This window comes from Streptomyces sp. SID8374, assembly GCF_009865135.1.
Classification (GTDB): Bacteria; Actinomycetota; Actinomycetes; order Streptomycetales; family Streptomycetaceae; genus Streptomyces.
In genome coordinates, this window is the sequence record NZ_WWGH01000002.1 from 58,799 (window position 1) to 83,704 (window position 24,906).

22 protein-coding genes and 1 riboswitch are annotated in these 24,906 nt (G+C 69.6%); of the genes, 9 read left to right on the forward strand and 13 right to left on the reverse strand.

The window, feature by feature from the left end; genetic code table 11:
* Positions 1 to 98: 98 nt before the first annotated feature.
* Positions 99 to 836 carry a D-Ala-D-Ala carboxypeptidase family metallohydrolase gene (locus tag GTY67_RS23920; protein ID WP_161280260.1) on the forward strand — a complete coding sequence of 246 codons (738 nt, stop codon included), beginning with the start codon at positions 99 to 101 and terminating at the stop codon, positions 834 to 836.
* A 35-nt stretch (positions 837 to 871) separates the two neighbouring features.
* Here GTY67_RS23920 and GTY67_RS35350 read toward each other — a convergent pair whose 3' ends face one another.
* Positions 872 to 1,849 carry a helix-turn-helix domain-containing protein gene (locus GTY67_RS35350; protein WP_093691367.1) on the reverse strand — a complete coding sequence of 326 codons (978 nt, stop codon included), beginning with the start codon at positions 1,847 to 1,849 and terminating at the stop codon, positions 872 to 874.
* Between the two features lie 81 nt (positions 1,850 to 1,930).
* On the opposite strand from GTY67_RS35350, the gene GTY67_RS23930 reads away from it, so the two are divergent.
* Complete coding sequence (locus GTY67_RS23930) at positions 1,931 to 2,140, forward strand: hypothetical protein (RefSeq protein WP_093691369.1); 210 nt, start codon at positions 1,931 to 1,933, stop codon at positions 2,138 to 2,140.
* Between the two features lie 46 nt (positions 2,141 to 2,186).
* Here GTY67_RS23930 and GTY67_RS23935 read toward each other — a convergent pair whose 3' ends face one another.
* The 8 genes from GTY67_RS23935 to GTY67_RS23970 form a co-directional block, all read right to left on the reverse strand.
* Positions 2,187 to 2,987, reverse strand: a complete 801-nt coding sequence (locus GTY67_RS23935; RefSeq protein ID WP_161280261.1) for an ABC-2 family transporter protein — start codon at positions 2,985 to 2,987, stop codon at positions 2,187 to 2,189.
* 6 nt (positions 2,988 to 2,993) lie between these two features.
* Complete coding sequence (locus GTY67_RS23940) at positions 2,994 to 3,851, reverse strand: ABC-2 family transporter protein (RefSeq protein ID WP_343238761.1); 858 nt, start codon at positions 3,849 to 3,851, stop codon at positions 2,994 to 2,996.
* On the reverse strand, positions 3,848 to 4,819 hold the full coding sequence (locus tag GTY67_RS23945; RefSeq protein ID WP_093691393.1) for an ATP-binding cassette domain-containing protein: 972 nt from the start codon (positions 4,817 to 4,819) through the stop codon (positions 3,848 to 3,850). Before GTY67_RS23945 ends, GTY67_RS23940 begins: the two co-directional genes overlap by 4 nt.
* Positions 4,820 to 5,019: 200 nt before the next feature.
* On the reverse strand, positions 5,020 to 6,039 hold the full coding sequence (locus GTY67_RS23950) for a ribonucleotide-diphosphate reductase subunit beta (RefSeq protein WP_018510062.1): 1,020 nt from the start codon (positions 6,037 to 6,039) through the stop codon (positions 5,020 to 5,022).
* Positions 6,039 to 8,453 (reverse strand): ribonucleoside-diphosphate reductase subunit alpha, encoded by a 2,415-nt coding sequence (locus GTY67_RS23955; RefSeq protein WP_093691395.1) that lies wholly within the window; start codon positions 8,451 to 8,453, stop codon positions 6,039 to 6,041. Before GTY67_RS23955 ends, GTY67_RS23950 begins: the two co-directional genes overlap by 1 nt.
* A 133-nt stretch (positions 8,454 to 8,586) precedes the next feature.
* Positions 8,587 to 8,722, reverse strand: a riboswitch (cobalamin riboswitch).
* Between the two features lie 179 nt (positions 8,723 to 8,901).
* Positions 8,902 to 9,105: a YbdD/YjiX family protein gene (locus GTY67_RS23960; protein WP_093691397.1), complete on the reverse strand. Its 204-nt coding sequence runs from the start codon at positions 9,103 to 9,105 to the stop codon at positions 8,902 to 8,904.
* The gene (locus tag GTY67_RS23965) at positions 9,102 to 11,327 is read right to left on the reverse strand and encodes a carbon starvation CstA family protein (RefSeq protein ID WP_161280262.1); all 2,226 of its coding nucleotides are present in this window, start codon (positions 11,325 to 11,327) and stop codon (positions 9,102 to 9,104) included. Before GTY67_RS23965 ends, GTY67_RS23960 begins: the two co-directional genes overlap by 4 nt.
* Before the next feature lie 249 nt (positions 11,328 to 11,576).
* Positions 11,577 to 12,341 (reverse strand): GntR family transcriptional regulator, encoded by a 765-nt coding sequence (locus GTY67_RS23970; protein WP_093691401.1) that lies wholly within the window; start codon positions 12,339 to 12,341, stop codon positions 11,577 to 11,579.
* 279 nt (positions 12,342 to 12,620) lie between these two features.
* Between GTY67_RS23970 and GTY67_RS23975 the strand changes: the two genes are divergently transcribed.
* The 4 genes from GTY67_RS23975 (at position 12,621) to GTY67_RS23990 (ending at position 17,449) form a co-directional block, all read left to right on the forward strand.
* Positions 12,621 to 13,919 carry a sugar ABC transporter substrate-binding protein gene (locus tag GTY67_RS23975; protein WP_161280263.1) on the forward strand — a complete coding sequence of 433 codons (1,299 nt, stop codon included), beginning with the start codon at positions 12,621 to 12,623 and terminating at the stop codon, positions 13,917 to 13,919.
* A 114-nt stretch (positions 13,920 to 14,033) separates the two neighbouring features.
* Positions 14,034 to 15,041, forward strand: a complete 1,008-nt coding sequence (locus GTY67_RS23980; RefSeq protein WP_093691405.1) for a sugar ABC transporter permease — start codon at positions 14,034 to 14,036, stop codon at positions 15,039 to 15,041.
* On the forward strand, positions 15,038 to 15,898 hold the full coding sequence (locus GTY67_RS23985; RefSeq protein ID WP_093691407.1) for a carbohydrate ABC transporter permease: 861 nt from the start codon (positions 15,038 to 15,040) through the stop codon (positions 15,896 to 15,898). Before GTY67_RS23980 ends, GTY67_RS23985 begins: the two co-directional genes overlap by 4 nt.
* Before the next feature lie 9 nt (positions 15,899 to 15,907).
* On the forward strand, positions 15,908 to 17,449 hold the full coding sequence (locus GTY67_RS23990; protein WP_161280264.1) for a glycoside hydrolase family 3 protein: 1,542 nt from the start codon (positions 15,908 to 15,910) through the stop codon (positions 17,447 to 17,449).
* A 198-nt stretch (positions 17,450 to 17,647) separates the two neighbouring features.
* On the opposite strand, the gene nagB is transcribed toward GTY67_RS23990, so the two are convergent.
* The gene (gene nagB / locus GTY67_RS23995; protein ID WP_161280265.1) at positions 17,648 to 18,433 is read right to left on the reverse strand and encodes a glucosamine-6-phosphate deaminase; all 786 of its coding nucleotides are present in this window, start codon (positions 18,431 to 18,433) and stop codon (positions 17,648 to 17,650) included.
* A gap of 186 nt (positions 18,434 to 18,619) precedes the next feature.
* Between nagB and GTY67_RS24000 the strand changes: the two genes are divergently transcribed.
* Together GTY67_RS24000 and GTY67_RS24005 are read left to right on the forward strand one after the other, a co-directional pair.
* Positions 18,620 to 19,702 (forward strand): SIS domain-containing protein, encoded by a 1,083-nt coding sequence (locus GTY67_RS24000; RefSeq protein ID WP_093691413.1) that lies wholly within the window; start codon positions 18,620 to 18,622, stop codon positions 19,700 to 19,702.
* Positions 19,703 to 20,084: 382 nt separating this feature from the next.
* On the forward strand, positions 20,085 to 21,551 hold the full coding sequence (locus GTY67_RS24005; RefSeq protein ID WP_161280266.1) for a PAS domain-containing sensor histidine kinase: 1,467 nt from the start codon (positions 20,085 to 20,087) through the stop codon (positions 21,549 to 21,551).
* 192 nt (positions 21,552 to 21,743) lie between these two features.
* Here GTY67_RS24005 and GTY67_RS24010 read toward each other — a convergent pair whose 3' ends face one another.
* The gene (locus tag GTY67_RS24010; RefSeq protein WP_003953983.1) at positions 21,744 to 22,001 is read right to left on the reverse strand and encodes a WhiB family transcriptional regulator; all 258 of its coding nucleotides are present in this window, start codon (positions 21,999 to 22,001) and stop codon (positions 21,744 to 21,746) included.
* A gap of 320 nt (positions 22,002 to 22,321) precedes the next feature.
* Positions 22,322 to 23,290, reverse strand: a complete 969-nt coding sequence (locus GTY67_RS24015; protein WP_093691417.1) for a diacylglycerol kinase family protein — start codon at positions 23,288 to 23,290, stop codon at positions 22,322 to 22,324.
* 183 nt (positions 23,291 to 23,473) lie between these two features.
* On the opposite strand from GTY67_RS24015, the gene GTY67_RS24020 reads away from it, so the two are divergent.
* On the forward strand, positions 23,474 to 23,923 hold the full coding sequence (locus GTY67_RS24020) for a hypothetical protein (protein ID WP_161280267.1): 450 nt from the start codon (positions 23,474 to 23,476) through the stop codon (positions 23,921 to 23,923).
* A 42-nt stretch (positions 23,924 to 23,965) separates the two neighbouring features.
* On the opposite strand, the gene GTY67_RS24025 is transcribed toward GTY67_RS24020, so the two are convergent.
* A complete protein-coding gene (locus GTY67_RS24025) occupies positions 23,966 to 24,889 on the reverse strand; it encodes an RNA polymerase sigma factor SigF (RefSeq protein ID WP_093691421.1) in 924 nt (307 codons plus the stop codon).
* Between the last annotated feature and the right edge of the window lie 17 nt (positions 24,890 to 24,906).

Sequence of the window (24,906 nt, forward strand, 5' to 3'; positions counted from 1 at the left end):
GCGTGGCAGATAACTGCCGTTTCCCTTGCGGTAGTTGACGCGCGTCGACCCCTTGGGCCAGGCTCGCCGCACAGCGTCCGTGACCGAGAGGGAGCACCATGCCGAAACGCGCCGCACGCGTTCTGCTCGCACTTGTCATGACCATTGCGTTCGCGTTGGGCGGGGCGGTGCTGACAGCCGGGCCCGCGCAGGCCGACGGCTGCTACACCTGGACCCGTACGCTCTCGCCCGGAGCCACCGGCAACGACGTCACCCAGCTCCAGATCCGGGTGGCGGGCTGGCCCGGGTACGACTCCGTGCTCGCCATCGACGGCTCCTACGGCCCCGCCACCACCGCCGCCGTCAAGCGCTTCCAGTCGGCCTACGGCCTGGCCGCCGACGGGGTCGCGGGCCCGGCCACCCAGGCCAAGATCTACGCGCTCCAGGACAACGACTGCACCCCGATCCACTTCACGTACCCCGAGCTCAACAAGTGCAACAGCACCTGGGCCGGCGGCGCGGTCGCGGCGGGCACGGCCAAGGCCAACGCGCTGAGCAGCATGTGGAAGCTGGAGGCGCTGCGCCACGCGCTCGGCGACAAGTCCATCCGCGTCACCAGCGGCTTCCGCTCCACCTCCTGCAACGCGGCCGTCGGCGGTGCGACCAACAGCCGCCACCTGTACGGCGACGCGGTCGACCTCGGCGCCTCGCCGCACTCCCTGTGCACGCTGGCCAAGCAGGCCCGCTACCACGGCTTCCGCGGGATCCTCGGCCCGGGCTACGCCGGCCACGGTGACCACGTGCACGTCAACCAGGGGCCCAGCCGCTTCTGGTCGGCGTCCCAGTGCGGCATCTGACCGGCTGACGCGCTCACCGTGCCCGGTGTCCGCCCTCAGGCGACGTCGGGCACGGTCCCCGCCGGGCCCCGGAAGGTCCGGCGGTAGGCGTTCGGGGTGGTCCCCAGCGTCCGTACGAACTGGTGGCGCAGGGTCGCCGCCGTACCGAACCCCGTCCGCCCCGCGATCGTGTCGACCGTCAGGTCGGAGGTCTCCAGCAGGTGCTGGGCCAGCAGCACCCGCTGCCGCAGCAGCCAGCGGTACGGGGTCGTCCCGGTCTCCTGCTGGAAGCGGCGGGCGAAGGTGCGCGGCGACATGTGCGCCAGCCCCGCCAGCTGCTCCACCGACATCTCCTGGTCCAGATGGTGCTCCATCCACGCCAGGGTGGAGCCGACCGTGTCGCAGGCGCTCCGGGGGAGCGGGCGGCTGATGTACTGCGCCTGCCCGCCGTCCCGGTGCGGCGGCACCACCATGCGGCGGGCGATCGTGTTGGCCGCGTCCTGCCCGTACTCCTGACGCACGAGGTGGAGGCAGGCGTCGATGCCCGAGGCGGTCCCGGCCGAGGTGATGACCGGGCCCTCGTCCACGTACAGCACGTCCGGCTCCACGATGGCCTTCGGGTAGCGGCGGGCCAGCTCCGCCGCGTGGCGCCAGTGCGTCGTGCAGCGCCGGCCGTCCAGCAGGCCCGCCGCCCCGAGGACGTACGCCCCGGAGCAGACGCTCAGCACCCGCGCCCCGCGCTCCACGGCCCGCCGCAACGCGTCCAGGACCTCGTCCGGATACTCGCGGTCCACGAAGTTGCTGCCCGCCGGTACGGCGATGAGGTCGGCCTCCTCCAGCCGCTCCAGGCCGTGTTCGGTACGGATCGTGAAGCCGGCGTGGGTGCGCAGCTCGGGGCCCTCGGCGGAGACGACCGCGAAGTCGTGGACCGGCAGCCCCTCCTCGCTGCGGTCCAGGCCGAACACCTCGCTGAGCACGCCGAGTTCGAAGGGGTGGACCTCGTCCAGCAGCAGGGCGGCGACATTTTTCAGCATGGAGCCAGTGTGGCAGTAATTTGATGCTGTGTGGCAGTGCTGCCACTGACTCTTTTCGGCGGCGCGGACGACAGTGGAGCCATGAACCTCTTCCTGGACTACCTCACCGTGACCGCCCTCTTCGCCCTCGTCCTCCTGCCCGCCGCCATCGGCTTCGCCCGTGAGCGCCGCATCGACCGTCAGCTGCGTGACGCGGAACGGGGGGAGGTGGCGCGTACGGAAGCGAGGAGCGCCGCGCGACCCTATAAGGTCACGCGGCGCTCCTACCCGAAGGGTTGGGCGAAGGCCTAGTCCGGTCGGTCGTGGCAACCGCAACGACGCCACCTCGGCGCCTCGCTCAGTGCCCGCTGCTCTCGTAATGGCGGGACTGCCGCTCCCAGAAGCGGTACGCGGCGTACATGAGGACGACGCCGATGGCCGGAGCGCCCCAGGCGAGCCACTCCGGCACGGCCAGTTCCTCCTCCCGGTCCATCAGCACGGTCGCCGGCAGATAGGCGACGAAGGCCAGCGGGAAGACGAAGGTCAGCCCGAAGCCGGCCACCGGGCCGAAGATCTTCAGCGGGTAGTTGCCGAAGTCGCTGAAGATCATGTCGATGGCGAACTTGGTGGGGGAGACCCGCTTCATCCTGAAGACCAGCGCGGAGGCCACCAGTTGCAGGGAACTTTCCACCAGCGCACCGCCCACCACCGCGAGCGCGAGGAAGCCGACGGCTGCCGGTGACCAGTCGACCGGTGCGGAGGCCGAGGCGATGGACAGGAGGACCACTCCGCCCGCCAGGTCGCCGAGCGAGCTCAGCCTCACCCGGCGGGTGAGGAGCTGGACCAGCGGCGGCACCGGACGGACGAGATAGCGGTCGTACTCGCCCTCGACGACGACCTCGTCGACGTGGATCAGCTGGTGGCCGGGGAGCAGCCACAGGCCGTGGGCGGTCAGCCTGATCCCGTAGAGGAAGGCGATCTCCCCCAGTCCCCAGCCGCCGACCTGCCCGAAGCGGTCCAGCACCGCCCAGATGAAGGCCAGCCCGACGCCCTGGTAGAACAGGCCGCCGATGATGTTGACGAACAGGTTCCCCCGGTACTGGAACTCGGCCCGGAACGCCGCACCGGCCAGCAGCAGATAGACACGCGGACCTCGCACCGCCCCTCATCCCCCCTGCGACATGACGCGGCGCCGGGCGCGCGACCAGACGAACGCGGCCAGGGCGCCGAGCGCGCCGATCCACGCGAGCTGGACCGCCAGGGCGGCCACGATGCCCGCACCCTCGACCTGGCCCAGGTAGACCGCCGCCGGGGTGAACGCGGTGGCCTGGAAGGGCAGCCATTCGGCGGCCGCCCTGACCGGGCCGGGCATGAACCACAGCGGGACCAGGGCCCCGGAGAAGAACTGTGCGACGAAGCGGTAGGCCATGAGGGCGCCGCTCACCTCCAGGGTCCAGAAGGAGACCATGCCGAGCAGCAGCCCGAGCAGCTGGTTCACGAGCAGCGCGCCGAGCAGGGCCACGGGGTAGGCCAGCCCCGCCGCCGTGGAAGCCGGTGCCTGGCCCGCGCCGATCAGCAGCGCGAACGGCAGGGCCACCAGCAGGACCGGGACCGCGGCCGATGCCCACCCGAGCTGGCCGGCGAGCATCTGCCCGGGGAAGCCGACGGGCCGCAGCAGGTCCACGGCGACCTTGCCCTCCCGTACCCGCTGGTCGACGGGGGAGGACCGCCACGGGCTGACGAGCTGGTATTGGAGCGTCGTCAGCGTCGCGTACGCCGTCATGGTGGTGAGGCCCAGTCCGTCCACCTCCGCACGGCCGTCGTAGAGGGCCTTCCAGACCACTGTCAGCAGCCAGATCTGGAGGAGCATCATCGCGAAGGACGACAGATAGGCCGTGCGGTAGGTGAGGGCGGCGCGGAACTCCATCCGGGCGCAGGCGAGATAGGCCTGGAGCGGCCTCCCGAGCGGCTGCCCCACGGAGGCCGGCGCCGTGTTCGCGGCGGAGGCGGTCGGCGCGGTCATCCGCGGTCCGCGTAGATCCGGTGGATGACGCTCTCCAGCTCGGGTTCCACGATCGAGAGGTCGGTCACCCGGTGCCGCGACAGCACCGCAGCCACCAGTTCGGCGGGCGGGGTGCGGACGGGATCGAAGCGCAGCCACACCTTGCCGTCCTCCCGGCGGACGACCTCCGCGCCCTCGACGCTCTCCAGCCGGTCGGTCTGCACCACGAGTTCGCGGTGCGGGGCGTAGCGGGTCTTCAGCTCGTCCACCGCGCCGTCGTAGGCGACCCTGCCGTGGTCGATGAGGATGATCCGGTCGCACAGTTCCTCGACGTCGTCGAGGTCGTGGGTGGTGAGGACGACCGTGGTGCCCGATGCGCGGTTCAGCTCCGCGACGAAGGTGCGTATCCGCTCCTTGGCGATGACGTCGAGTCCGACGGTCGGCTCGTCCAGGTAGAGGATGTCCGGGTCGTAGAGCATCGCGGCGGCGAGGTCGCCGCGCATCCGCTGGCCCAGGGAGAGCTGGCGGACGGGGGTGTCGAGGAACGGGCCGAGGTCGAGTACCTCGCCGAACTGCCGCTGCCTCTCGCGGAACCTGGCCTCCGGCACGTCGTAGAGGCGGCCGATCAGCCAGAGCGAGTCGCGCAGGGGCAGGTCCCACCAGAGCTGGCTGCGCTGGCCGAAGACCACGCCTATCCGGCGGGCGTTGCGGGAGCGGTCCCGCCAGGGCGTGGCCCCGGCGACCGTGACCGTGCCGGAGGTGGGGACGAGGATGCCGGTGAGCATCTTGATGGTGGTGGACTTCCCCGCGCCGTTGGGGCCGAGGTAGCCGACCATCTCGCCCCGCCGGACCGTGAAGTTCACGCCGTCGACGGCACGTTTGACGGTCTTCTCACGGGTCAGGAGCGTGCGGATGCCCGCGAAGGCGCCCTCCTGCCGTTTCGGCCGGCTGAACTCCTTGACCAGATCTGCCACTTCTATGACGGGCATGTGCGCCTCTCCTGGAGCGGGCCGGGCCCGGTCGGGCGTGATCGATCTGAGAGTGTGCACGCCGAGGCTTGGTCCGGTCCAAGTGTTTTCCGTCCGGCCGGTCCCCGTGATGCCGTGACGGGACGCGGAAGGCCCCACCGTGCTCAGCAGCACGGTGGGGCCTTTTGCTGTCCGCAGTCCGGAGAGGGTCCGGAGCGGGCCTAGAAGTCGTCGTCGAACCCGACCGAGCCCTCGACCGCCACCTGGTAGGCGGACGGGCGGCGCTCGAAGAAGTTCGTCAGCTCCTGGACGCCCTGGAGCTCCATGAAGGAGAACGGGTTCTCCGAGCCGTACACCGTCGGGAAGCCCAGGCGGGCCAGGCGCTGGTCGGCGACGCACTCCAGGTACTGGCGCATCGACTCGGTGTTCATGCCCGGCAGGCCCTCGCCGCACAGGTCGCGGCCGAACTGGAGCTCCGCCTCGACCGCTTCCTTCAGCATGTCGGTGACCTGCTGCTGGAGCGCGTCGTCGAAGAGCTCCGGCTCCTCCTTGCGGACGGTGTCCACGACCTCGAACGCGAAGTTCATGTGCATCGTCTCGTCACGGAACACCCAGTTGGTGCCCGTGGCGAGGCCGTGCAGCAGGCCGCGCGAGCGGAACCAGTACACGTACGCGAAGGCGCCGTAGAAGAACAGCCCCTCGATGCACGCCGCGAAGCAGATCAGGTTCAGCAGGAAGCGGCGGCGGTCGGCCTTCGTCTCCAGCCGGTCGATCTTCTCGACCGAGTCCATCCACTTGAAGCAGAACTGGGCCTTCTCGCGGATCGAGGGGATCTCCTCGACCGCGTCGAACGCCGCCGCCCGGTCGTCCGGGTCGGGCAGATAGGTGTCCAGCAGCGTCAGATAGAACTGGACGTGCACGGCCTCCTCGAAGAGCTGCCGCGACAGGTACAGCCGCGCCTCGGGGGAGTTGATGTGCTTGTAGAGCGTCAGCACGAGGTTGTTGGAGACGATCGAGTCACCGGTCGCGAAGAACGCCACCAGCCGGCCGATCATGTGCTGCTCACCCGGCGACAGCTTCGCGAGGTCGGCGACGTCCGAGTGGAGGTCGACCTCCTCGACGGTCCAGGTGTTCTTGATCGCGTCCCGGTAGCGCTCGTAGAAGTCCGGGTAGCGCATGGGACGCAAGGTCAGCTCGAATCCCGGGTCGAGAAGGTTCTTCTCTTCGTTCGTGGTGCTCATTACTGGCAGGCCTCGCAGGACTCAGGGTTTTCCAGGGAGCAGGCGATGGCGTCCGCGTCGGGAGCCGTTGCCTGCTGTACGGGAATGGGGGCGGCGGCCGACGCCTGACCGGACGCGGCACGGGCGATCCGGGTCGCCGGGCGCGAACGCAGGTAGTACGTCGTCTTCAGCCCCTGCTTCCAGGCGTACGCGTACATCGAGGAGAGCTTGCCGATCGTCGGCGTCTCCAGGAACAGGTTGAGCGACTGGCTCTGGTCGAGGAACGGCGTACGGGCCGCCGCCATGTCGATCAGGCCGCGCTGCGGGATCTCCCACGCCGTGCGGTACAGCGCCCGCACGTCCTCGGGGATCCAGGCGAAGCCCTGCACGGAGCCGCTCGCCTCACGCAGCGCCTCACGGGTGCGGGCGTCCCACACGCCGAGCTTCTTCAGCTCGTCCACCAGGTAGGCGTTCACCTGGAGGAACTCACCGCTGAGCGTCTCGCGCTTGAACAGGTTGGAGACCTGCGGCTCGATGCACTCGTACACACCGGCGATCGAGGCGATCGTGGCGGTCGGCGCGATGGCGAGCAGCAGCGAGTTGCGCATACCGGTTTTCGCGACCCGGGCGCGCAGGGCGTCCCAGCGCTCCGGCCAGTTCAGCTCGGTGTCGTAGTGGTCGGGGTGCAGCACACCGCGCGCGGCACGCGTCTCGGACCACGCGGGCAGCGGGCCCGAACGCTCGGCGAGGTCGCAGGACGCCTCGTACGCGGCGAGCATGATGCGCTCGGAGATTTTCGTCGAGAGCGCGCGGGCCTGCGGCGAGTCGAAGGGCATCCGCAGCTGGAAGAAGACGTCCTGGAGGCCCATCGCGCCCAGGCCGACCGGCCGCCAGCGGGAGTTGGAGCGCCCGGCCTGCTCGGTCGGGTAGAAGTTGATGTCGACGACCCGGTCGAGGAAGGTGACCGCGGTGCGGACCGTGGCGTCCAGGCGCTCCCAGTCGATGGAGCCGTTCGCCACGAAGGCGCCCAGGTTGACCGAGCCCAGGTTGCAGACGGCCGTCTCGCCGTCGTCGGTGACCTCCAGGATCTCCGTGCACAGGTTCGAGGAGTGCACGACCCGGCCCGGCTCGGCGGTCTGGTTCGCGGTCCGGTTGGAGGCGTCCTTGAACGTCATCCAGCCCTGGCCGGTCTGCGCGAGGGTCCGCATCATCCGGCCGTACAGCTCACGCGCCGGGATCGTCTTGCGGGCCAGGCCCTTGGCCTCGGCCGCGCGGTAGGCCGCGTCGAACTCGTCGCCCCACAGGTCGACCAGCTCGGGCACCTCGGCGGGGGAGAACAGCGACCAGTCGGTGTCCGCGTCGACGCGGCGCATGAACTCGTCCGGGATCCAGTGCGCCAGGTTCAGGTTGTGCGTACGGCGCTGGTCCTCACCGGTGTTGTCGCGGAGCTCCAGGAACTCCTCGATGTCCGCGTGCCAGGTCTCCAGGTAGACAGCGGCCGCGCCCTTGCGGCGGCCGCCCTGGTTCACCGCCGCCACCGAGGCGTCCAGCGTCTTGAGGAACGGCACGATGCCGTTGGAGTGCCCGTTGGTGCCCCGGATCAGCGAACCCCGGGCGCGGATGCGGGAGTACGACAGACCGATGCCGCCCGCGTGCTTGGAGAGGCGCGCCACCTGGTGGTAGCGGTCGTAGATCGAGTCCAGCTCGTCCTTGGGGGAGTCCAGCAGGTAGCAGGAGGACATCTGCGGGTGCCGGGTGCCGGAGTTGAAGAGCGTGGGGGAGGAGGGGAGGTAGTCCAGCCGGCTCATCAGTTTGTAGAGCGCGGCGACCTCGTCCAGCGCGCGCACCGACTCGTCCTCGGCCAGGCCCGCGGCCACGCGCAGCATGAAGTGCTGCGGGGTCTCGATGACCTGACGGGTGAGCGGGTGGCGCAGCAGGTAACGGCTGTGCAGCGTACGGAGGCCGAAGTAGCCGAAGCGGTCGTCGGCACCGTCGGCCAGCGCCTGGTCGACGAGCTCGTCCAGCGCGGCCGCGTGCAGCGCCACGAACTCGGCGGTGCGGTCGGCGATCAGGCCCTCGCGGTGGCCCACCGCGACCGAGGCGGAGAAGTGCGTCGCGCCCTGGCCCGCGGCCTCGTCCGCGATCGTACGGGTCAGCAGCCGGGCGGCGAGCCGGGAGTACGCCGGGTCCTCGGAGATCAGCCCCGCCGCCGCCTCGGTGGCCAGCGAGCGCAGCTCGGCCTCGTCGGAGCGGGCGTTGCGCCCGCGCAGCGCGGAGGCGGCGACCCGTCCGGGGTCGGTGTCGGGCAGATCGACGGTGAGGTCGGTCAGGGTCCGCAGCAGGGCGGTCCCGGGTCCGTCGTTCGTGCCTTCGCCGGACGTGGTGGAGGCAGCGGATTCGGTGGCTGAAACCGGATCGGCGGGCGCGATGGTCACTGGGCTTTCCCTCGCTCGGCTGGGGGCCGGCGGCGAGCGGGGAGCCGGGCAGCACGGTGCCCTTCAGGGCAGCACTGCTCACGGCGTCCACCGGCCCATCCGCGAGGCCCGGACGTCTGGCGTCCGGTTCGGTCGATCCGGACGCGCTGTCGACAGGTCGTCGGACTTCGGGTGTGCAAAAGCACACTGATCACACCGTTGCGGGACAGTTCCGGATTCGCACCGGATTCCCCTGCGGCGACAGCGAGGTCGAGCATACATGTGGGGGGCGCTCGATGAGGAAGCCCCCACATGTTGTGTCGGCGTGAACAGATGTCGGTATGGCGGTCTGGCTTCTTCGCCCGGTTTTCTCCGGATCGGACAGCTGCGGACAGCCCCGTGCGAGGGCGCGAAAAGGGGCCGCCGCGCCCCTGGGAGGGGTGCGACGGCCCCGATCGGCCGGTGGTGGTCAGCAGCAGCGGAAGCCCTCGCGCGGGTCCGCCTCGCGGGCGTCCGTACGGCTGCGTTCGAAGGCGCGGCGGGTCATCACCGGCGTGTCCGGATCGTGGGCCCTCGCGTGCGCCACATAGCGGTCGTACGTCGACTCGCCGGTCAGCTCACGGACGTACCAGCGGATCCGTCCGGCCACCCGCCGTACGTCCGCGAGGGTCATGTCCGGCTCCCCGCTCCCGCCGCTTCCTTGCGGATGCCGCCCTCGGGGCCGACACCGGCGGCGGCCAGTTCGGCCTTCTCCTCCTTGGTGGCGATGAGCGAGGCCGGGGCGACGAACTTGGACTGGACGAACGGCGTCTCGTGGAGCTTGACGCTCTCCGGGTCGCGGATGGCGTTGAAGCAGACCCGCCCGGCGTCCACCAGCACCACGATGATGAGGAGTGCGAAGAGGGCGCACAGCACCCCGTCGACGGTGGAGTTGGTGACGACGGTCTGCATGTCGTCCATGTTCTTGGCCGGGGGCAGCACCTCGCCCGCGTCGATGCCCGCCTGGTACTTGTCGCGCTGGGCGAAGAAGCCGACCTTCACGTCCGGCGAGAAGATCTTCTGCCAGCTGGCGGTGAGGGTGACCGCCACGTCCCAGGCGAGCGGGACCGCGGTGACCCACGCCCACTTCAGGCGGCCGGACTTGACCAGCAGGGTGGTGCAGACGGCCAGCGCGACGGCGGCCAGCAGCTGGTTGGCGATGCCGAAGAGCGGGAAGAGCTGGTTGATGCCGCCCAGCGGGTCGTGCACACCGACCCAGAGGAAGTAGCCCCAGCCGCCGACCACGACGGCGCTGGCGAACCAGACGCCCGGCTTCCAGCTGACCTCGCGGAACGGCTTGTAGGCGTTGCCCAGCATGTCCTGGAGCATGAAGCGCCCGACGCGGGTGCCGGCGTCCACGGTGGTGAGGATGAAGAGTGCCTCGAACATGATGGCGAAGTGGTACCAGAACGCCTTCATCGCGGTCCCGCCGACCACCGCGGAGAAGATCTCCGACATGCCGAGCGCGAACGTGGGCGCGCCACCGGTCCGCGAGAGCAGGCTCGCCTCCTCGACGTCCTTGGCGGCCTGGGCCAGGGCGTCCGGCGTGATGGTGAAGCCGAAGTTGGCCACGGCCTGGGAGGCGGACTGGACGCTGTCGCCGATCACACCGACGGGCGCGTTGATGGCGAAGTAGAGACCGGGGTCGATGATGCAGGCCGCGATCATCGCCATGATCGCGACGAACGACTCGACCAGCATGGCGCCGTAGCCGATCACCCGGATCTGCGTCTCCTTCTGGACCATCTTCGGCGTGGTGCCGGAGGAGACCAGGGAGTGGAAGCCGGAGAGCGCGCCGCAGGCGATGGTGATGAAGACGAACGGGAACATCGAACCGGCGAAGACCGGTCCCGAGCCGCTGGAGGCGAAGTCGGTGACCGCGGGCATCTTCAGGGTCGGCAGCGCGACGACCACGCCCAGGGCCAGCAGCCCGATCGTGCCGACCTTCATGAAGGTGGAGAGGTAGTCGCGCGGGGCCAGCAGCAGCCACACGGGGAGCACGGAGGCGAGGAACCCGTACACGATCATCCAGATGACCAGCGTGCCCGGCTCCAGCGTGAAGAAGTCCGCCCACGACGACTCGGCGACCCAGCCGCCTGAGACGATCGCCAGGAGCAGCAGCGCGACGCCGATGAGGGAGACCTCACTGACCTTGCCGGGCCGCAGGATGCGCAGATAGACGCCCATGAAGAGGGCGATCGGGATCGTCATGCCGATGGAGAAGACGCCCCACGGCGAGTGGGCGAGCGCGTTCACGATGACCAGCGCGAGGACCGCGAGCAGGATGATCATGATGATGAAGACCGCGACCAGTGCGGCGATCCCGCCGACCGGGCCGATCTCGTCACGCGCCATCTGGCCGAGGGAACGGCCGTTGCGGCGGGTGGAGAAGAACAGCGTCACCATGTCCTGGACGGCACCGGCGAAGATGACGCCGACGACGAGCCAGATCGTGCCGGGCAGATAGCCCATCTGCGCGGCGAGCACGGGGCCGACCAGCGGGCCCGCGCCCGCGATGGCGGCGAAGTGGTGGCCGAAGAGGACCCGGCGGTCGGTGGGGTGGAAGTCGACACCGTTGTCCAGCAGTTCGGCCGGGGTCGCGCGGTTCTTGTCCGCCTTCAGGACCCGGTTGGCGATGAACCGGGAGTAGAAGCGGTACGCGATGGCGTACGAGCCCAGCGCCGCCGCCAGCATCCAGGCGGCCGAGACCTCTTCACCGCGCGAGAGCGCGAGGGTGGCCCAGCCGATCGCGCCGACCAGGCCGACCAGGCTCCAGACGACTATGGACTTCGGGGACAGCGCCCGCCGTCCCGGTACTTGTGGAACCGGTGGTGCTGGTGTGGGCGATTCCGGCATATCGATCCGTCCCCTCGCGTGATCACAGTCGTAACGTGCGCGAAATCTAGGTGGTAAGGCCGCTCTCCGGAACCCCTGTCCGCATACCGGTCGCGTATCGCCGATGTCTCCACCGAAGGTCCGCAGTAGGGACACGGACGGGAGGCGGAATCGGTTCACGCGGACGGGTGACACCGGGCCTGACCGAAAACAGGCGGTGGCCCGGGGACGGAATCCCCGGGCCACCGCCTGTCCGCACGCTGTCGGCTCTCAGTCGGTCGGCCGCTTCAGGCGGGCCACGAACTTGTACCGATCGCCCCGGTACACGGATCGCACCCACTCCACGGGTTCACCCTGGCCGTCGATGGAATGGCGGGAGAGCATCAGCATCGGCAGCCCCACGTCCGTCCCCAGCAGACCGGCCTCGCGCGGGGTGGCGAGCGAGGTCTCGATGGTCTCCTCGGCCTCGGCGAGGCGGACGTCGTACACCTCGGCGAGCGCGGTGTAGAGAGAGGTGTACTTCACCAGCGAGCGGCGCAGCGCCGGGAAGCGTTTGGCCGAAAGGTGGGTTGTCTCGATCGCCATCGGCTCTCCGCTGGCGAGCCGGAGCCTCTCGATGCGCAGCACCCGGCCGCCCGTCGAGATGTCCAGCAGTCCGGCGAGCGTGTCGTCCGCCGTGACGTAGCCGATGTCGAGGAGCTGGGACGTCGGTTCAAGGCCCTGGGCGCGCATGTCCTCGGTGTACGAGGTCAGCTGGAGCGCCTGGGAGACCTTCGGCTTGGCGACGAACGTCCCCTTGCCCTGGATGCGTTCGAGCCGGCCTTCGACGACCAGCTCCTGGAGGGCCTGGCGCACGGTGGTGCGCGAGGTGTCGAACTCGGCCGCCAGGGTGCGTTCGGGCGGCACCGGGGTGCCGGGCGGCAAGGTATCGGTCATGTCGAGGAGATGGCGCTTGAGCCGGTAGTACTTCGGTACGCGCGCCGTGCGCGCACCGTTGCCGGTCTCGCTCCCCGAACTGCCCCCGTCGGCACCCATGGCCCGCCTCTCCGACGCTTGCGTTGCTGCCGTCACCGGCTCCTCCGTCTGTCGCGGCTCACATGGTGGCACGGTCCGGTCACGGGTCGTCGCCCTCCCTTAGGTGTCGGTCCTATAACGGACGCGAGTGCACTTCTTATACACCCTTGACACCCCTAAAGGTCTAGGCCAAGCTCCCGGTACTGGTCTAAACCATTAAAGACCAGGTCCAGCCCCAGCAGAACTCGTCGAATGTCTTCGCGGTGGGTGGGGTTGCAGCATCCCTGAGGAGGGTTTGACGTGAAGCGCAAGCTCATCGCGGCTATCGGTGTCGCGGGCATGTTGGTTTCGGTCGCGGCATGTGGTTCCGACGACAAGGCATCGTCGCAGGACCCGAAGGACCGCAAGGAAAACCTGACCGTCTGGCTCATGGGCGAGGCCCAGTCGACCTGGCCCGAGCTGGTCAAGGACGTCAACGCCGAGTTCAACAAGAAGTACCCGGGCGTCACGGTCAAGGTTCAGTACCAGCAGTGGGCTGACAAGGTCAAGAAGCTTGACACCTCCCTCGGTGGCGACAAATTCCCGGATGTCGTCGAACTCGGCAACACCGAGACCATGCAGTACATCCTCAATGGTGCGCTCGGGGAAATCGACCCCGCGAAGTACGAGAACTCGGACACCTGGATCAAGGGTCTGAAGGACACCTGCACCTTCGAAGGCAAGACGTACTGCGTTCCTTACTACGCCAGTGCCCGTCTGGCCGTCTACAACAAGGACATGCTGAAGGCCGGCACCGGCAGCGACGTCCTCCCGCAGACCGAGGACGAGTTCCTCGCGGCGATGGACAAGGTCTCCGCCGAGCTGGCCAAGAAGGACAAGCGCGCCTCCTCGCTCTACTTCCCGGGCCGCTACTGGTACGCCGCGATGTCCTACGTCGCCGCCTACGGTGGCCAGATAGCCACGTACGACGAGGGCACCAAGGAGTGGAAGGGCGCGCTGTCGACGCCCGAGGCGCAGAAGGGCATCCAGCACTTCGTCGACCTGGTCAAGAAGTACAACAAGGCCGACGTCACGAAGGACGAGCAGGACCACGCCAACGTCATGGCCAACGAGAAGGCCGCCGTGATCTACGGCCAGGCCTGGGAGGCCGGCAGCGTCACGGGTGGCGAGAACGGCAACCCGAAGCTCGAGGGCAAGATCGCCACGGCCGGTATCCCCGGCCCCGAGGGCAAGGCCCTCCCCTCCTTCATCGGCGGCTCGGACCTCGCGACGATCTCCAAGTCCAAGGTCCAGGACCTCGGCCAGGAGTGGATCGCCCTCTTCACCAACGCCAAGGGCGGCGAGGTCCTCGCGTCGAAGAACGTCCTCCCCAACAACGAGAAGCAGCTGGAGCCGCTGAAGACGAAGCCGGAGACGGCCGCCATCGCCAACGCGGTGCCGGACGCCTGGTTCACGCCGATCGCGCCGGGCTGGGCTTCCGTGGAGAAGGAGGAGGTCCTCCAGAACATGCTCCTGGAGATCGTCAAGGGCGCCTCCGTCGCCGACGCCACCAAGAAGGCCGACGACAAGATCAACGCTCTGATCAACAAGAAGTCCTGACCTTCCGGTCGCCAGGCGGGGCCCGGCAGAGATGCCGGGCCCCCGCCCTCTTCTCGTAAGTGAACGCCGTGAATTCCGGGGCTCGCCTCGGACCCGCGATGGAAGGTCAGCCACGTGTCTGCCGCTGATACCAAGGCCGTCGGGCCGCCGGTCCCGCTACCGCCCGACCCGCAGCCGACCGGGAAGTCGTCCTCCGACGACGACGCGCCCCGGGTACAGAAGAGGAAGCGGAAGAAGGGTGAACTCCTCCCCTACTTCCTGATCCTCCCGGCGATCGTGGCGATCGCCGCCGTCTACCTCTACCCGCTCGGCAAGACGGTCATCATGTCCTTCCAGGACATGGGCCGGCGCGAACTGTGGTCCGGAGAGCCCGCCCCCTGGGTGGGCTTCGAGCAGTTCACCAACATCCTCGGCGACTCCGAGTTCTGGTGGGTCACCTTCCGCACGGTCGTCTTCATGGCCATCTGTGTGACGCTCACCATGGGCATCGGGCTGCTGGTCGCCCTGCTCATGCGCAAGCTCTCCACCTGGGTCCGGCTCATCCTCACGGTGGCCCTGATCGCCGCCTGGTCGATGCCGCTGATGGTCGCCGCCTCGATCTTCCGGTTCATGGCCGACTCCGACTACGGCCTGATCAACACGCTGATCGCCAAGGTCGTCGGCGAGGACTGGCTCGGCCACAACTGGTACCTCGACCCGGTCCAGGGCTTCGGCATCATCACCCTGCTGGTCGTCTGGGGCGCCATCCCGTTCGTCGTCGTCACCCTGTACGCCGCCCTCACCCAGGTCCCCCAGGAGCTGGAGGAGGCCGCGGCCCTCGACGGCGCCAGCGCGTACGGCGTCTACAAGTTCGTCACCTGGCCGGTCATCAAGCCGGTCTTCACCATGGTCGCGACGCTCTCGGTGATCTGGGACTTCAACGTCTTCGGCCAGATCTGGCTGCTGCGCGGCAACAAGCCCGAGCCGGAGTACGAGACCCTCGGCCTCTACTCCTACTCCAAGGCGTTCGAGTCCACCTCCTTCAGCCAGGGCACCGCGATCGCCCTCATCACGGTGGTGCTGCTGTCCGGCGTGGCCGTGTACTACCTGCGCCAGCTCATGAAGACGGGAGAGGTCGAATGAGCAGCACGACCGAAACACAGGCGCTGCGACCGGACCGCAAGAAGAGCCGGCTCCACCTCGACATCCTCGGCCTCGGCATCGCCGCGGTCATGATCTTCCCGGTGTACTGGCTGGTCATCAGCGCCCTGCGGCCCAACCAGGAGATCCGCAGCTACGACCAGACGCTGTGGCCGACGTCGATCACGTTCGACAACTTCGAACGCGCCGTCAACCAGCCGAACTTCACCACCGCCATCCAGTCCAGCCTGATCGTCGCCGTCACCGCGGTGGTGGGCGGCATGATCATCGCCACGCTGGCGGCCCTGGCGATCGGCCGGTTCCGGTTCTTCGGACGCAAGCCGCTGCTCCTGGTCATGATCCTGGTCCAGATGCTGCCGCCGACGGCGATGCTCATCCCGATCTACGCCCAGCTCAACGCCATGGGCGGGATCGACGAGTACTGGGGCCTGATCGTCGTCTACCTGGTCGCCACGCTGCCCTTCGCCACCATCATGATCCGCGGCTTCGTCGTGAACATCCCGGTGGAGCTGGAGGAGTCCGCGATGGTCGACGGCCTCACCCGCTTCGGCGCCTTCCGCAAGGTCGTCTTCCCGCTGCTCGCCCCCGGGCTCGCCGCCGCGTCGATCTTCGCCCTGGTGAACGCGTGGAACGAGTACCTCTTCGCGTACATCCTGATCAACGACAACTCCAAGTACACGCTCAACGTGTGGCTGATGACGTTCACCACCGAGCGCGGAACGGACTACGGCGCACTCATGGCGGCCTCCACCATGATCGCCCTGCCCGTCGTCATCTTCTTCATGATCATCCAGAAGAAGATGGCCGCAGGCCTCACCTCCGGCGCTGTGAAGGGATAGTGCGGGCCCATGACCACCCTCGTTTCCACCACGGACACCCTGACGCGTGACGCGCTCGCGGTGCTCCAGCCCGGCTTCACCGGAACCACCGCACCGGACTGGCTGCTGCGCCGCGTCGGTGAAGGGCTCACCTCCGTCGGGCTGTTCGGCCGCAACATCGAGTCGCCCGGGCAGCTCGCCGCCCTCACCGCGCGGCTGCGCTCCGAGCGGGACGATGTCCTCGTCGCCATCGACGAGGAGGGCGGGGACGTCACCCGCCTGGAGGTCAGGGACGGCTCCTCGTTCCCGGGCAACTTCGCCCTCGGCTCGGTCGACGACGTGGACCTCACCCGCGCCGTCGCCCACGAGCTCGGCCGCCGGCTCGCCGCGTGCGGCGTCAACCTCAACTGGGCGCCGTCCGCCGACGTCAACTCCAACCCGGGCAACCCGGTCATCGGCGTACGGTCCTTCGGCGCCGACACCGCCCTGGTGGCCCGGCACACCGCCGCGTACGTCGAGGGGCTCCAGGCCGCCGGCGTCGCCGCCTGCACCAAGCACTTCCCCGGCCACGGCGACACCGCGGTCGACTCGCACCTGGCGATGCCCCGCATCGATGTGGATCTCGACACCCTGCACGCCCGTGAGCTGCTGCCTTTCCGGGCGGCCATCGCGGCGGGTTCCAAATCGGTGATGAGCGCGCATATCCTGCTTCCCGCACTCGACCCGGACCGCCCGGCCACCCTGAGTCCGCGGATCCTCACCGGTCTGCTCCGTCAGGAACTGGGCTACGACGGCCTGATCGTCACCGACGGCGTGGAGATGGAAGCCATCTCCCGGGCCTACGGCATCGAGCGCGGATCGGTCCTCGCGATCGCCGCGGGCGCCGACGCGATCTGCGTCGGCGGCGGGCTGGCCGACGAGGACACGGTGCTGCGCCTGCGCGACGCCCTGGTGGCGGCCGTGCGCGGCGGAGACCTGGCCGAGGAGCGGCTCGCGGATGCGGCCGCCCGTGTACGAGCCCTCGCGTCCTGGACGCAGGGGGCCCGGGGGGACGTCCCGGAGCCGGGCGCGGAAGTGCAGGAGGGGACCGCGCCCGGCACCGGAGTCAGCTCCGACATCGGCCTGGTGGCCGCCCGCCGCGCGATCCAGGTCACCGGCACCGGCGACCGGCTGACCGAAGCGGCGTACGTCGCGGAGTTGTCCGCGGTGGCGAACATCGCGGTCGGCGACGAGACCCCCTGGGGCGTCGCCGCCGGCCTCACCCGGCTCCTGCCGGGCACGGAGGCGGGCCGGTACACCAGCGAGAGCACCGACCCGGCGGCCGAGGCGGTCGCGGCGGCGGGGGAGCGGCGCATCGTCGCCGTCGTCCGCGACGAACACCGCCACGCCTGGATGGGCGAGGCCCTGGACGCCCTGCTGACGGCGCGCCCGGACACGATCGTGGTCGAGATGGGCGTCCCGGCGTCCACCCCTCGGGGCTCCCTCCACATAGCCACCCACGGCGCCTCAAGGGTCTGCGGCCAGGCGGCGGCGGAAGCGGTGGCGGACACATCAAGCCCGTCCGGCGTTTGAGGACAAGGCCGTAAGGCCGGTAACCCGGTCCCGGCCACAATCAAGCCCGTCCGGCGATGACCAAGCGTGCCGGGCGGACACACATCAAGCCCGTCCGGCGATTGAGGACAAAGCCTCTCGCCGGACGGGCGGCACAACGGGAAGGGCCAGGACGCCTCACGGGTGTCCTGGCCCTTCCCGCACGTACAGCCGTACGACCTACAACCCCTGCCAGGCCGGCTTCGCCGCATACGTGGCGCGGAAGTAATCCGCCAGCTTCAGCTTCGAAGCCGCCGCTTCGTCCACCACCACCGTCGCATGCGGATGCAGCTGAAGCGCCGACGCGGGCACGATCGAGGCGACCGGCCCCTCCACCGTCTGGGCCACGGCCTCCGCCTTGCCCTCCCCGGTGGCCAGCAGGATCGGGTGCCGGGAGTCCAGGATGGTCCCGATCCCCTGGGTGATCACATGGTGCGGCACCTGGTCGATGTCGTCGTCGAAGAAGCGCGCGTTGTCCACCCGCGTCTGCTCGGTCAGCGTCTTGATCCGGGTGCGCGAGGCGAGCGAGGAGCACGGCTCGTTGAAGCCGATGTGCCCGTCGGTGCCGATGCCGAGCAGCTGGAGGTCGACCCCGCCGGCCTCGGCCAGCGCCCGGTCGTACGCCTCACACGCGGCCTGGACGTCCTCGGCCGAGCCGTCGGGGCCCATGAAGGACGCCTCGGAGAGCCCGAGCGGCTCCACGACCTCCCGCAGGACCACGGAGCGGTACGACTCCGGGTGGCCGGCGGGCAGCCCGACGTACTCGTCCAGCTGGCAGATGCGGGCGCGCGACGCGTCGACGGCACCGGAGGCGACCTTGGCCGCCAGCGCGCGGTAGATGGGCAGCGGGGTAGATCCGGTGGCAACGCCGAGCAGGGCGTCGGGCTTGCGGCTGAGCAGGGAGGTGATGGCCTCCGCGATCAGTTCGCCGCCTGCCGTGGCGTCCGGGACGATGACAACTTCCACGCTGTGCCTGCCGATCTGATGAGTGGAACCCGTGTGGTATAGACCAATCAAGGACCCAATCTAGCAGAATCGGGCAGCTGTGCGGTGAACAGCCCAAGGATCGGTCCGCCCTCCCCGCCCGCTGGCGGACCCCGGCTTTGCCTGGTCGACTTGTCCGGTACGACACCGCACCGGGAGGCACCCCACATGTCAGCCACCCCTCCGCCCGGCCCCGACGACCAGGGCGACGCGCCCGGCCGCATCATGTCCGGCGAGATGGCCGAGCAGCCCGCGATGCTGCGCCGCATCCTCGACCGGGGCGCGCCCCGCATCCGCGAGGTGGCCGCCGAGATCGCCGCCAGGAAGCCCCGCTTCGTGCTGCTCACCGCGCGCGGCACCTCCGACAACGCGGCGCTCTACGCGAAGTACCTGCTGGAGATCCGGCTCGGCCTGCCCTGCGGCCTCGCCTCCATGTCCACCACGACGGCGTACGGGGCCAAGCCCGATCTGCGGGACGTCCTGGTGATCACCGTCAGCCAGTCGGGCGGCTCACCGGACCTGGTGGCCTCCACCCGGGCCGCCCGCGAGGCCGGCGCGGTCACCCTCGCGGTCACCAACAACCCGGACTCCGCGCTCGCCGCCGTATCCGAGTACCACATCGACATCCTGGCGGGCCCCGAGAAGGCGCTCCCGGCCACCAAGACGTACACGGCGTCCCTGCTCTCCCTCTACCTCTTCGTCGAGGGGCTGGCGGGCGTCGACGGTACGGAGGCGGCGGCCTCCCTGCCTGACCTGGCGGGCGCGATCCTGGGCCGCCGGGCCGAGGTCAAGGCGCTGGCCTCCCGCTACCGCTTCGCCGAGCGCATGGTGATCACCTCGCGCGGCTACGGCTACCCCACGGCCAAGGAAGCGGCCCTGAAGCTCATGGAGACCAGCTACATCCCCGCTCTCTCCTACTCGGGCGCCGACCTGCTGCACGGCCCGCTGGCGATGGTCGACAACATCTCCCCGGTGATCGCCGTGGTCACCGACGGCCGGGGCGGTGAGGCCCTCCAGCCGGTGCTGGACCGTTTGCGCGGGCGTGGAGCGGACCTCTTTGTGGTCGGACCAAAGGCCCAGGTGGAGGCGGCCTCGGCGGGCTTCTCGCTGCCGACCTCGGGGGTGCCGGAGGAGTTGCAGCCGATCCTGGAGATCCTGCCGCTCCAGATGCTCGCGTACGAGGTCACCATCGCCCGCGGCCAGGACCCGGACTCGCCACGCGCCCTGGCAAAGGTGACAGAGACACGCTGAGGCACACAGCCCCCGGAAACACCCGCGGGCCGCGGCGCCAGGACGGGACCCTCAGCCCGCCCGGCACCGCAGCCCGGAGCTACCTGGCCGGCGGTGTGCGGTGCCCCCGGCCACAGGAGGCACCGTGGCGCGGTCAGGGCAGAGAGCGCCGGGTGCCTCGGTCCACTCTCCTGTGCGGGGAGAGTGGAGGTCTTGGTGAACTCATTGTGGACTAGACCAATTGCCCGTGTCCATCCATGTGCGCGACATTCTCGGGCCGTAGACCGCGCCCTGTCCATCGACATCCCGTCCAACACGGGCGCCTTGCCCTGAGGCACGGCCCGCGGGACCGATCGGTTCGAACACCGCTGTTAACCCCGGGTACGCTCCACAGGTGCCCTCCATGAACGATCTCGTCCGCCAGCACACCGCTCTGAGCGACACCGACCTCGAGTGGCTGCATCTGCTGGTCTCGGAGTGGCAGCTGCTCTCCGACCTCTCCTTCGCCGACCTCGTGCTGTGGGTCCCCACCCGGGACGGCACACGGTACGTCTCCGTCGCCCAGATGCGGCCCAACACCGGCCCCACCTCCTACCAGGACGACATGGTCGGCCATCTGGTGCCGCGAGGCCGCCGGCCGCTGCTGGACGCGGCCCTGGACGAGGGCCGGATCGTGCGCGAGGGCGACCCGGAGTGGCGCGAGGAGGTTCCCGTACGGGTCGAGTCCATCCCCGTACGCCGTGAGGGCCGGGTGCTCGGCGTCATCGCCCGCAACACCAACCTGCTCACCGTGCGCACCCCCTCCCGGCTGGAGCTGACCTACCTCCAGTCCGCCTCCGACCTGGCCCAGATGATCGCCGCCGGGTCCTTCCCCTTCCCCGGCCAGCAGGTCGACATGGACGCCTCCCCTCGCGTCGGCGACGGCCTGATCCGGCTGGACGCCGACGGGGTCGTCCAGTACGCCAGCCCCAACGGCCTCTCCGCCTACCACCGCCTCGGCCTCGCCTCCGACCTGGTCGGCCACCACCTCGGCACCACCACCGCCGAACTGGCGCCCTCCCGGGGCCCGGTGGACGAGGCGCTGGTCAAGGTGGCCAGCGGGTACGCGCCGCGCGAGTTCGAGGTGGAGTGCGCGGGCGGGGTGATCCAGCTGCGGGCCATCCCGCTCAAGCCCAAGGGCGTCCGCATCGGCTCCCTGGTCCTGCTCCGGGATGTCACCGAACTCCGCCGCCGCGAACGCGAGTTGATCACCAAGGACGCGACCATCCGGGAGATCCACCACCGGGTGAAGAACAACCTCCAGACGGTGGCCGCCCTGTTGCGCCTCCAGGCCCGCCGGATGGATTCCGAACAGGGGCGCGAGGCGCTCAACGAGGCGGTGCGGCGCGTCGGTTCGATCGCGATCGTCCACGAGACGCTGTCGCAGAACCTGGACGAGCGCGTCGAGTTCGACGAGATCGCCGACCGGGTCATCGCGATGGTGTCCGAGATCTCACCCGGCAAGGTGACCTGCCGGCGCACCGGACGCTTCGGCATCCTGGACGCCGAGGTCGCCACCCCGCTCTCCATGGTGCTCACGGAAGTTCTACAGAACGCACTGGAACACGCGTTCGCGGTGGGGGACCAGGGCACGGTGGAGGTCTCCGCAGTGCGCGGCGGCTCCCCGACCGAGGGCCGGCTCCTCATCACCGTCACCGACGACGGGCGCGGTCTGCCCAAGGGGTTCGACCCGCAGCGGGCTGGCAATCTGGGGCTCCAGATCGTACGGACGCTGGTGGAGGGTGAGTTGGGCGGCACGTTCGGCATGGTCCCGGCGCCGGAGCGGGGCACCCAGGTGGTGCTGGACCTGCCGGTGCGCGGCGACAAGTAGGGGCACGTACAAGCAAGTGGAGCACGTACAGGCAAACAGAGCGGGCCCGGACCGTGGTGACGGTCCGGGCCCGCTCCGTGATGCTCACGTTGCGATGCGCTCCGGGGTACTGCGCGCTGCGACTCGAAGGCGGGGCTGTGCGCACGCTCTGTGCGCGCCGCCTGGCTGAGGCGTGTTCGTGGGGGGCGTCGGTCAGGCGCTGGCGTTACGCGCCCGGTTGCGAGCGGCACGGCGCTTCATCGCGCGGCGCTCGTCCTCGCTGAGGCCACCCCAGACGCCGGAGTCCTGGCCGGACTCGAGCGCCCACTGCAGGCACTGCTCCATGACGGGGCAGCGACGGCAGACGGCCTTGGCTTCCTCGATCTGCAGCAGCGCAGGACCGGTGTTGCCGATGGGGAAGAACAGCTCGGGGTCTTCCTCACGACAAACGGCGTTGTGACGCCAGTCCATGGCTGCTACCTCTCCTTGGTATTACACGCTTGTTGCTTGTGAATGTGAACGCTTTCACGAATCCCCCCACAGATGACGGGCCGACTCCCAGAAGCACTGGGTGTGGTCTGTGATGGTGAGGAGGGGTTCTGGCTCTCAGTGGAGGCCGGTGTTGCGGGCCGTCCCGATCGCCATGTAGAGATTCGCAAACCTCGGCTGCGGATACAACCCCTTCTGGAAAGTTTTTTTTGATTCCTCGGTGTCGACTAGGTCACAGCCGCACTTCTAAGGGGTGGGGGCCAGGCCAAACGTTCGAGTTAAAGGACTTTCGGCCCTTCCACTCACACAATCACACGCAGTGCACGGCGTACGCCTGTGAACGTCACGCTCGTGCGCAGTCCCAGGTGGTCGCCGTCCATCTGGAAGGGCAGTGGGACCTTTGAATGCAAGGTGAAGTCCGTGAGGTCATGGCGTGAAACGGCGTGCTTCCCGCGCGGCCCTCTGTCAGGGCTCGAAGTGAGCAGCTGGGTGCCGTACACGGCCACCGCCGCGGTGGACAGACGCTCCAGTCCCAGGACGTCCAGAGCGGTGTCGAAGGAGGCCTTCGGAGAGGCGTACACCGGACGATTCCCCAGGTAGGTCCAGGGGGCGGTGTTGCAGATTATGGAGAGCGCGAGGTCGGTCACGGGGTCCTGGCCGGGCACGTCCAGCGTGATCGTCCCGTGTCTGCGGTGGGCCTCGTTCAGGAACTGGCGCACCACCTGGCGTACGTACAGCGCATGCGTCGACCGCTTGCCGTGCTCGCGCTTCTGTTCGACCCGGCCGACCACTCCGGCGTCGAAACCGAGACCGGCACAGAAAGTGAACCAGCGTTCGGGTACGGACTCGTCCTCGGTTCCCGGGGTGCCGGCGGCCAGGCCCAGACCGACCGTGCGTTCGGTCCGGTTCTCCAGGGCGTCCAGAATCGCGCCCGTCGCCTCCACCGCGTCGTTCGGCAGCCCCAGGGCGCGCGCGAAGACATTGGTGGAGCCGCCGGGGACCACGGCGAGCTTCGGCAGGCTGTCCACGTCCGGGCCCCGGTGCAGCAGCCCGTTCACGACCTCGTTCACCGTGCCGTCGCCGCCGAGGGCGACCACCAGGTCGATGTCGTCGCTGTCGGCCGCCCGCCGCCCCAGGTCCCGCGCGTGACCCCGGTACTCCGTGGTCACCGCCTCCAGCTTCATCTCGCTGGCCAGGGCGTGGATGAGTACGTCACGGGTGCGGGCACTGGTGGTGGTAGCTGCCGGGTTGACCACGAGGAGTGCGCGCATGCCCGTCAGAGTACCTACCGGGTGGTTCGGTCCCGAAGTCGCGGTTCGCTGCGCTCCGGTACGGTCACGCTCCGTGAGGCCCCTCCCGTACGTGCTCCGTGGCGCCGTCCCCGTACGTGACGTGCGCCGCGCCCGCGCACCCCGGCTTCACTTCCGGGCCCCGGAGATGCCAACCTGAAGGGCGTGAGCACTGAAGCGACCTCCTCCACCCCCTCGCCCGCCGCGACGGAGCGCCCGCGAAGGATCACCCTCCTCGCCGGGATCAACGCCCTCGAAGGCGCCGCGCTCGCGGTCAGCGGGCTCTGCCTGCTGGTCATGGGGGTGCTCGGCCGGCCCGAGAGCCCGCAGCAGGCGGAGACGGTCGGCATCACGCTGATCGCGCTGGGCGCCATCCCGCTCATCGCCGCCCGCGGCCTGATGCTGCTGCGAAGCTGGAGCCGGGGCCCGGCGCTGATCACCCAGATCATGGCGCTGCCGGTGGCCTGGACGCTGCTGCGCTCCCAGGGCGCGCTGATCCCGGCCGGGATCGTCCTGGCGGCGGTCGCCGTGACCGGTCTGGCGTTCGTCCTGAACCCGGAGACCACCCGGACCCTGGGGCTGCGCAGGGGCGCCGGGACGGGCCCGCAGGACTGAGCCCCGGGGCCCGCGGGCCCCGGTCCACTCCCGCGGCGGTGTCTACTCCTCGACGAGCAGGCGCTCGCGCAGCTGGGCCAGGGTGCGGGCCAGCAGCCGGGAGACGTGCATCTGCGAGATGCCGACCTCCTGGGCGATCTGCGACTGGGTCATGTTCCCGAAGAAGCGCAGCAGCAGGATCCGCTTCTCGCGCGGCGGCAGGTCCTCCAGGAGCGGCTTGAGCGACTCCCGGTACTCCACGCCCTCCAGCGCCTCGTCCTCCGAGCCCAGCGTGTCCGCGACCGCCGGGGACTCGTCGTCCGTGTCCGGCACGTCCAGCGAGAGCGTGCTGTACGCGTTGGCCGACTCCAGGCCCTCCAGCACCTCCTCCTCGGAGATGCCCAGCCGCTCGGCCAGCTCGTGCACGGTCGGCGAGCGGCCGTGCTGCTGGGAGAGCTCGGCGGTGGCCGTGGTCAGCGAGAGGCGCAGCTCCTGGAGGCGGCGCGGCACCCGCACCGCCCAGCCCTTGTCCCGGAAGTGGCGCTTGATCTCGCCGACGACCGTGGGGGTCGCGTACGTCGAGAACTCCACGCCCCGGTCGGGGTCGAACCGGTCCACCGACTTGATCAGGCCGATCGTGGCGACCTGCGTCAGGTCGTCCAGCGGCTCCCCGCGGTTGCGGAAGCGGCGGGCCAGGTGCTCCACCAGCGGCAGGTGCATCCGCACCAGCCGGTTGCGCAGCTCCGCCTTCTCCGCCGAGCCGTCGGGAAGCTCCCGCAACTCGATGAACAGGGCCCGGGCCCCGCTGCGGTCGTGTGGATCGTGGTGCCCGTGCTCGCTCATCTGGCCCGCCCGCTCCTGCGCCTGCTCCACCGCGACGTTGAGGCTCTCAGGCCCGTCCGCTCCGTCCACCGGATGCGGCCGGGCCTGTTGCTCCGGGATGCCTGCCGGCCGCACCACCCCGGATCGGATCGTCTCGTCCCGCACAGGACCGTCCCCGTTCC

Coding starts and splice junctions, on each gene's coding strand:
- GTY67_RS23920 (WP_161280260.1), top strand. CDS start 99: ATGCCGAAACGCGCCGCACGCGTTCTGCTCGCACTTGTCATGACCATT.
- GTY67_RS35350 (WP_093691367.1), bottom strand. CDS start 1,849: ATGCTGAAAAATGTCGCCGCCCTGCTGCTGGACGAGGTCCACCCCTTC.
- GTY67_RS23930 (WP_093691369.1), top strand. CDS start 1,931: ATGAACCTCTTCCTGGACTACCTCACCGTGACCGCCCTCTTCGCCCTC.
- GTY67_RS23940 (WP_343238761.1), bottom strand. CDS start 3,851: ATGACCGCGCCGACCGCCTCCGCCGCGAACACGGCGCCGGCCTCCGTG.
- GTY67_RS23945 (WP_093691393.1), bottom strand. CDS start 4,819: ATGCCCGTCATAGAAGTGGCAGATCTGGTCAAGGAGTTCAGCCGGCCG.
- GTY67_RS23950 (WP_018510062.1), bottom strand. CDS start 6,039: ATGAGCACCACGAACGAAGAGAAGAACCTTCTCGACCCGGGATTCGAG.
- GTY67_RS23960 (WP_093691397.1), bottom strand. CDS start 9,105: ATGACCCTCGCGGACGTACGGCGGGTGGCCGGACGGATCCGCTGGTAC.
- GTY67_RS23965 (WP_161280262.1), bottom strand. CDS start 11,327: ATGCCGGAATCGCCCACACCAGCACCACCGGTTCCACAAGTACCGGGA.
- GTY67_RS23970 (WP_093691401.1), bottom strand. CDS start 12,341: ATGGGTGCCGACGGGGGCAGTTCGGGGAGCGAGACCGGCAACGGTGCG.
- GTY67_RS23985 (WP_093691407.1), top strand. CDS start 15,038: ATGAGCAGCACGACCGAAACACAGGCGCTGCGACCGGACCGCAAGAAG.
- GTY67_RS23990 (WP_161280264.1), top strand. CDS start 15,908: ATGACCACCCTCGTTTCCACCACGGACACCCTGACGCGTGACGCGCTC.
- GTY67_RS24000 (WP_093691413.1), top strand. CDS start 18,620: ATGTCAGCCACCCCTCCGCCCGGCCCCGACGACCAGGGCGACGCGCCC.
- GTY67_RS24005 (WP_161280266.1), top strand. CDS start 20,085: ATGAACGATCTCGTCCGCCAGCACACCGCTCTGAGCGACACCGACCTC.
- GTY67_RS24010 (WP_003953983.1), bottom strand. CDS start 22,001: ATGGACTGGCGTCACAACGCCGTTTGTCGTGAGGAAGACCCCGAGCTG.
- GTY67_RS24015 (WP_093691417.1), bottom strand. CDS start 23,290: ATGCGCGCACTCCTCGTGGTCAACCCGGCAGCTACCACCACCAGTGCC.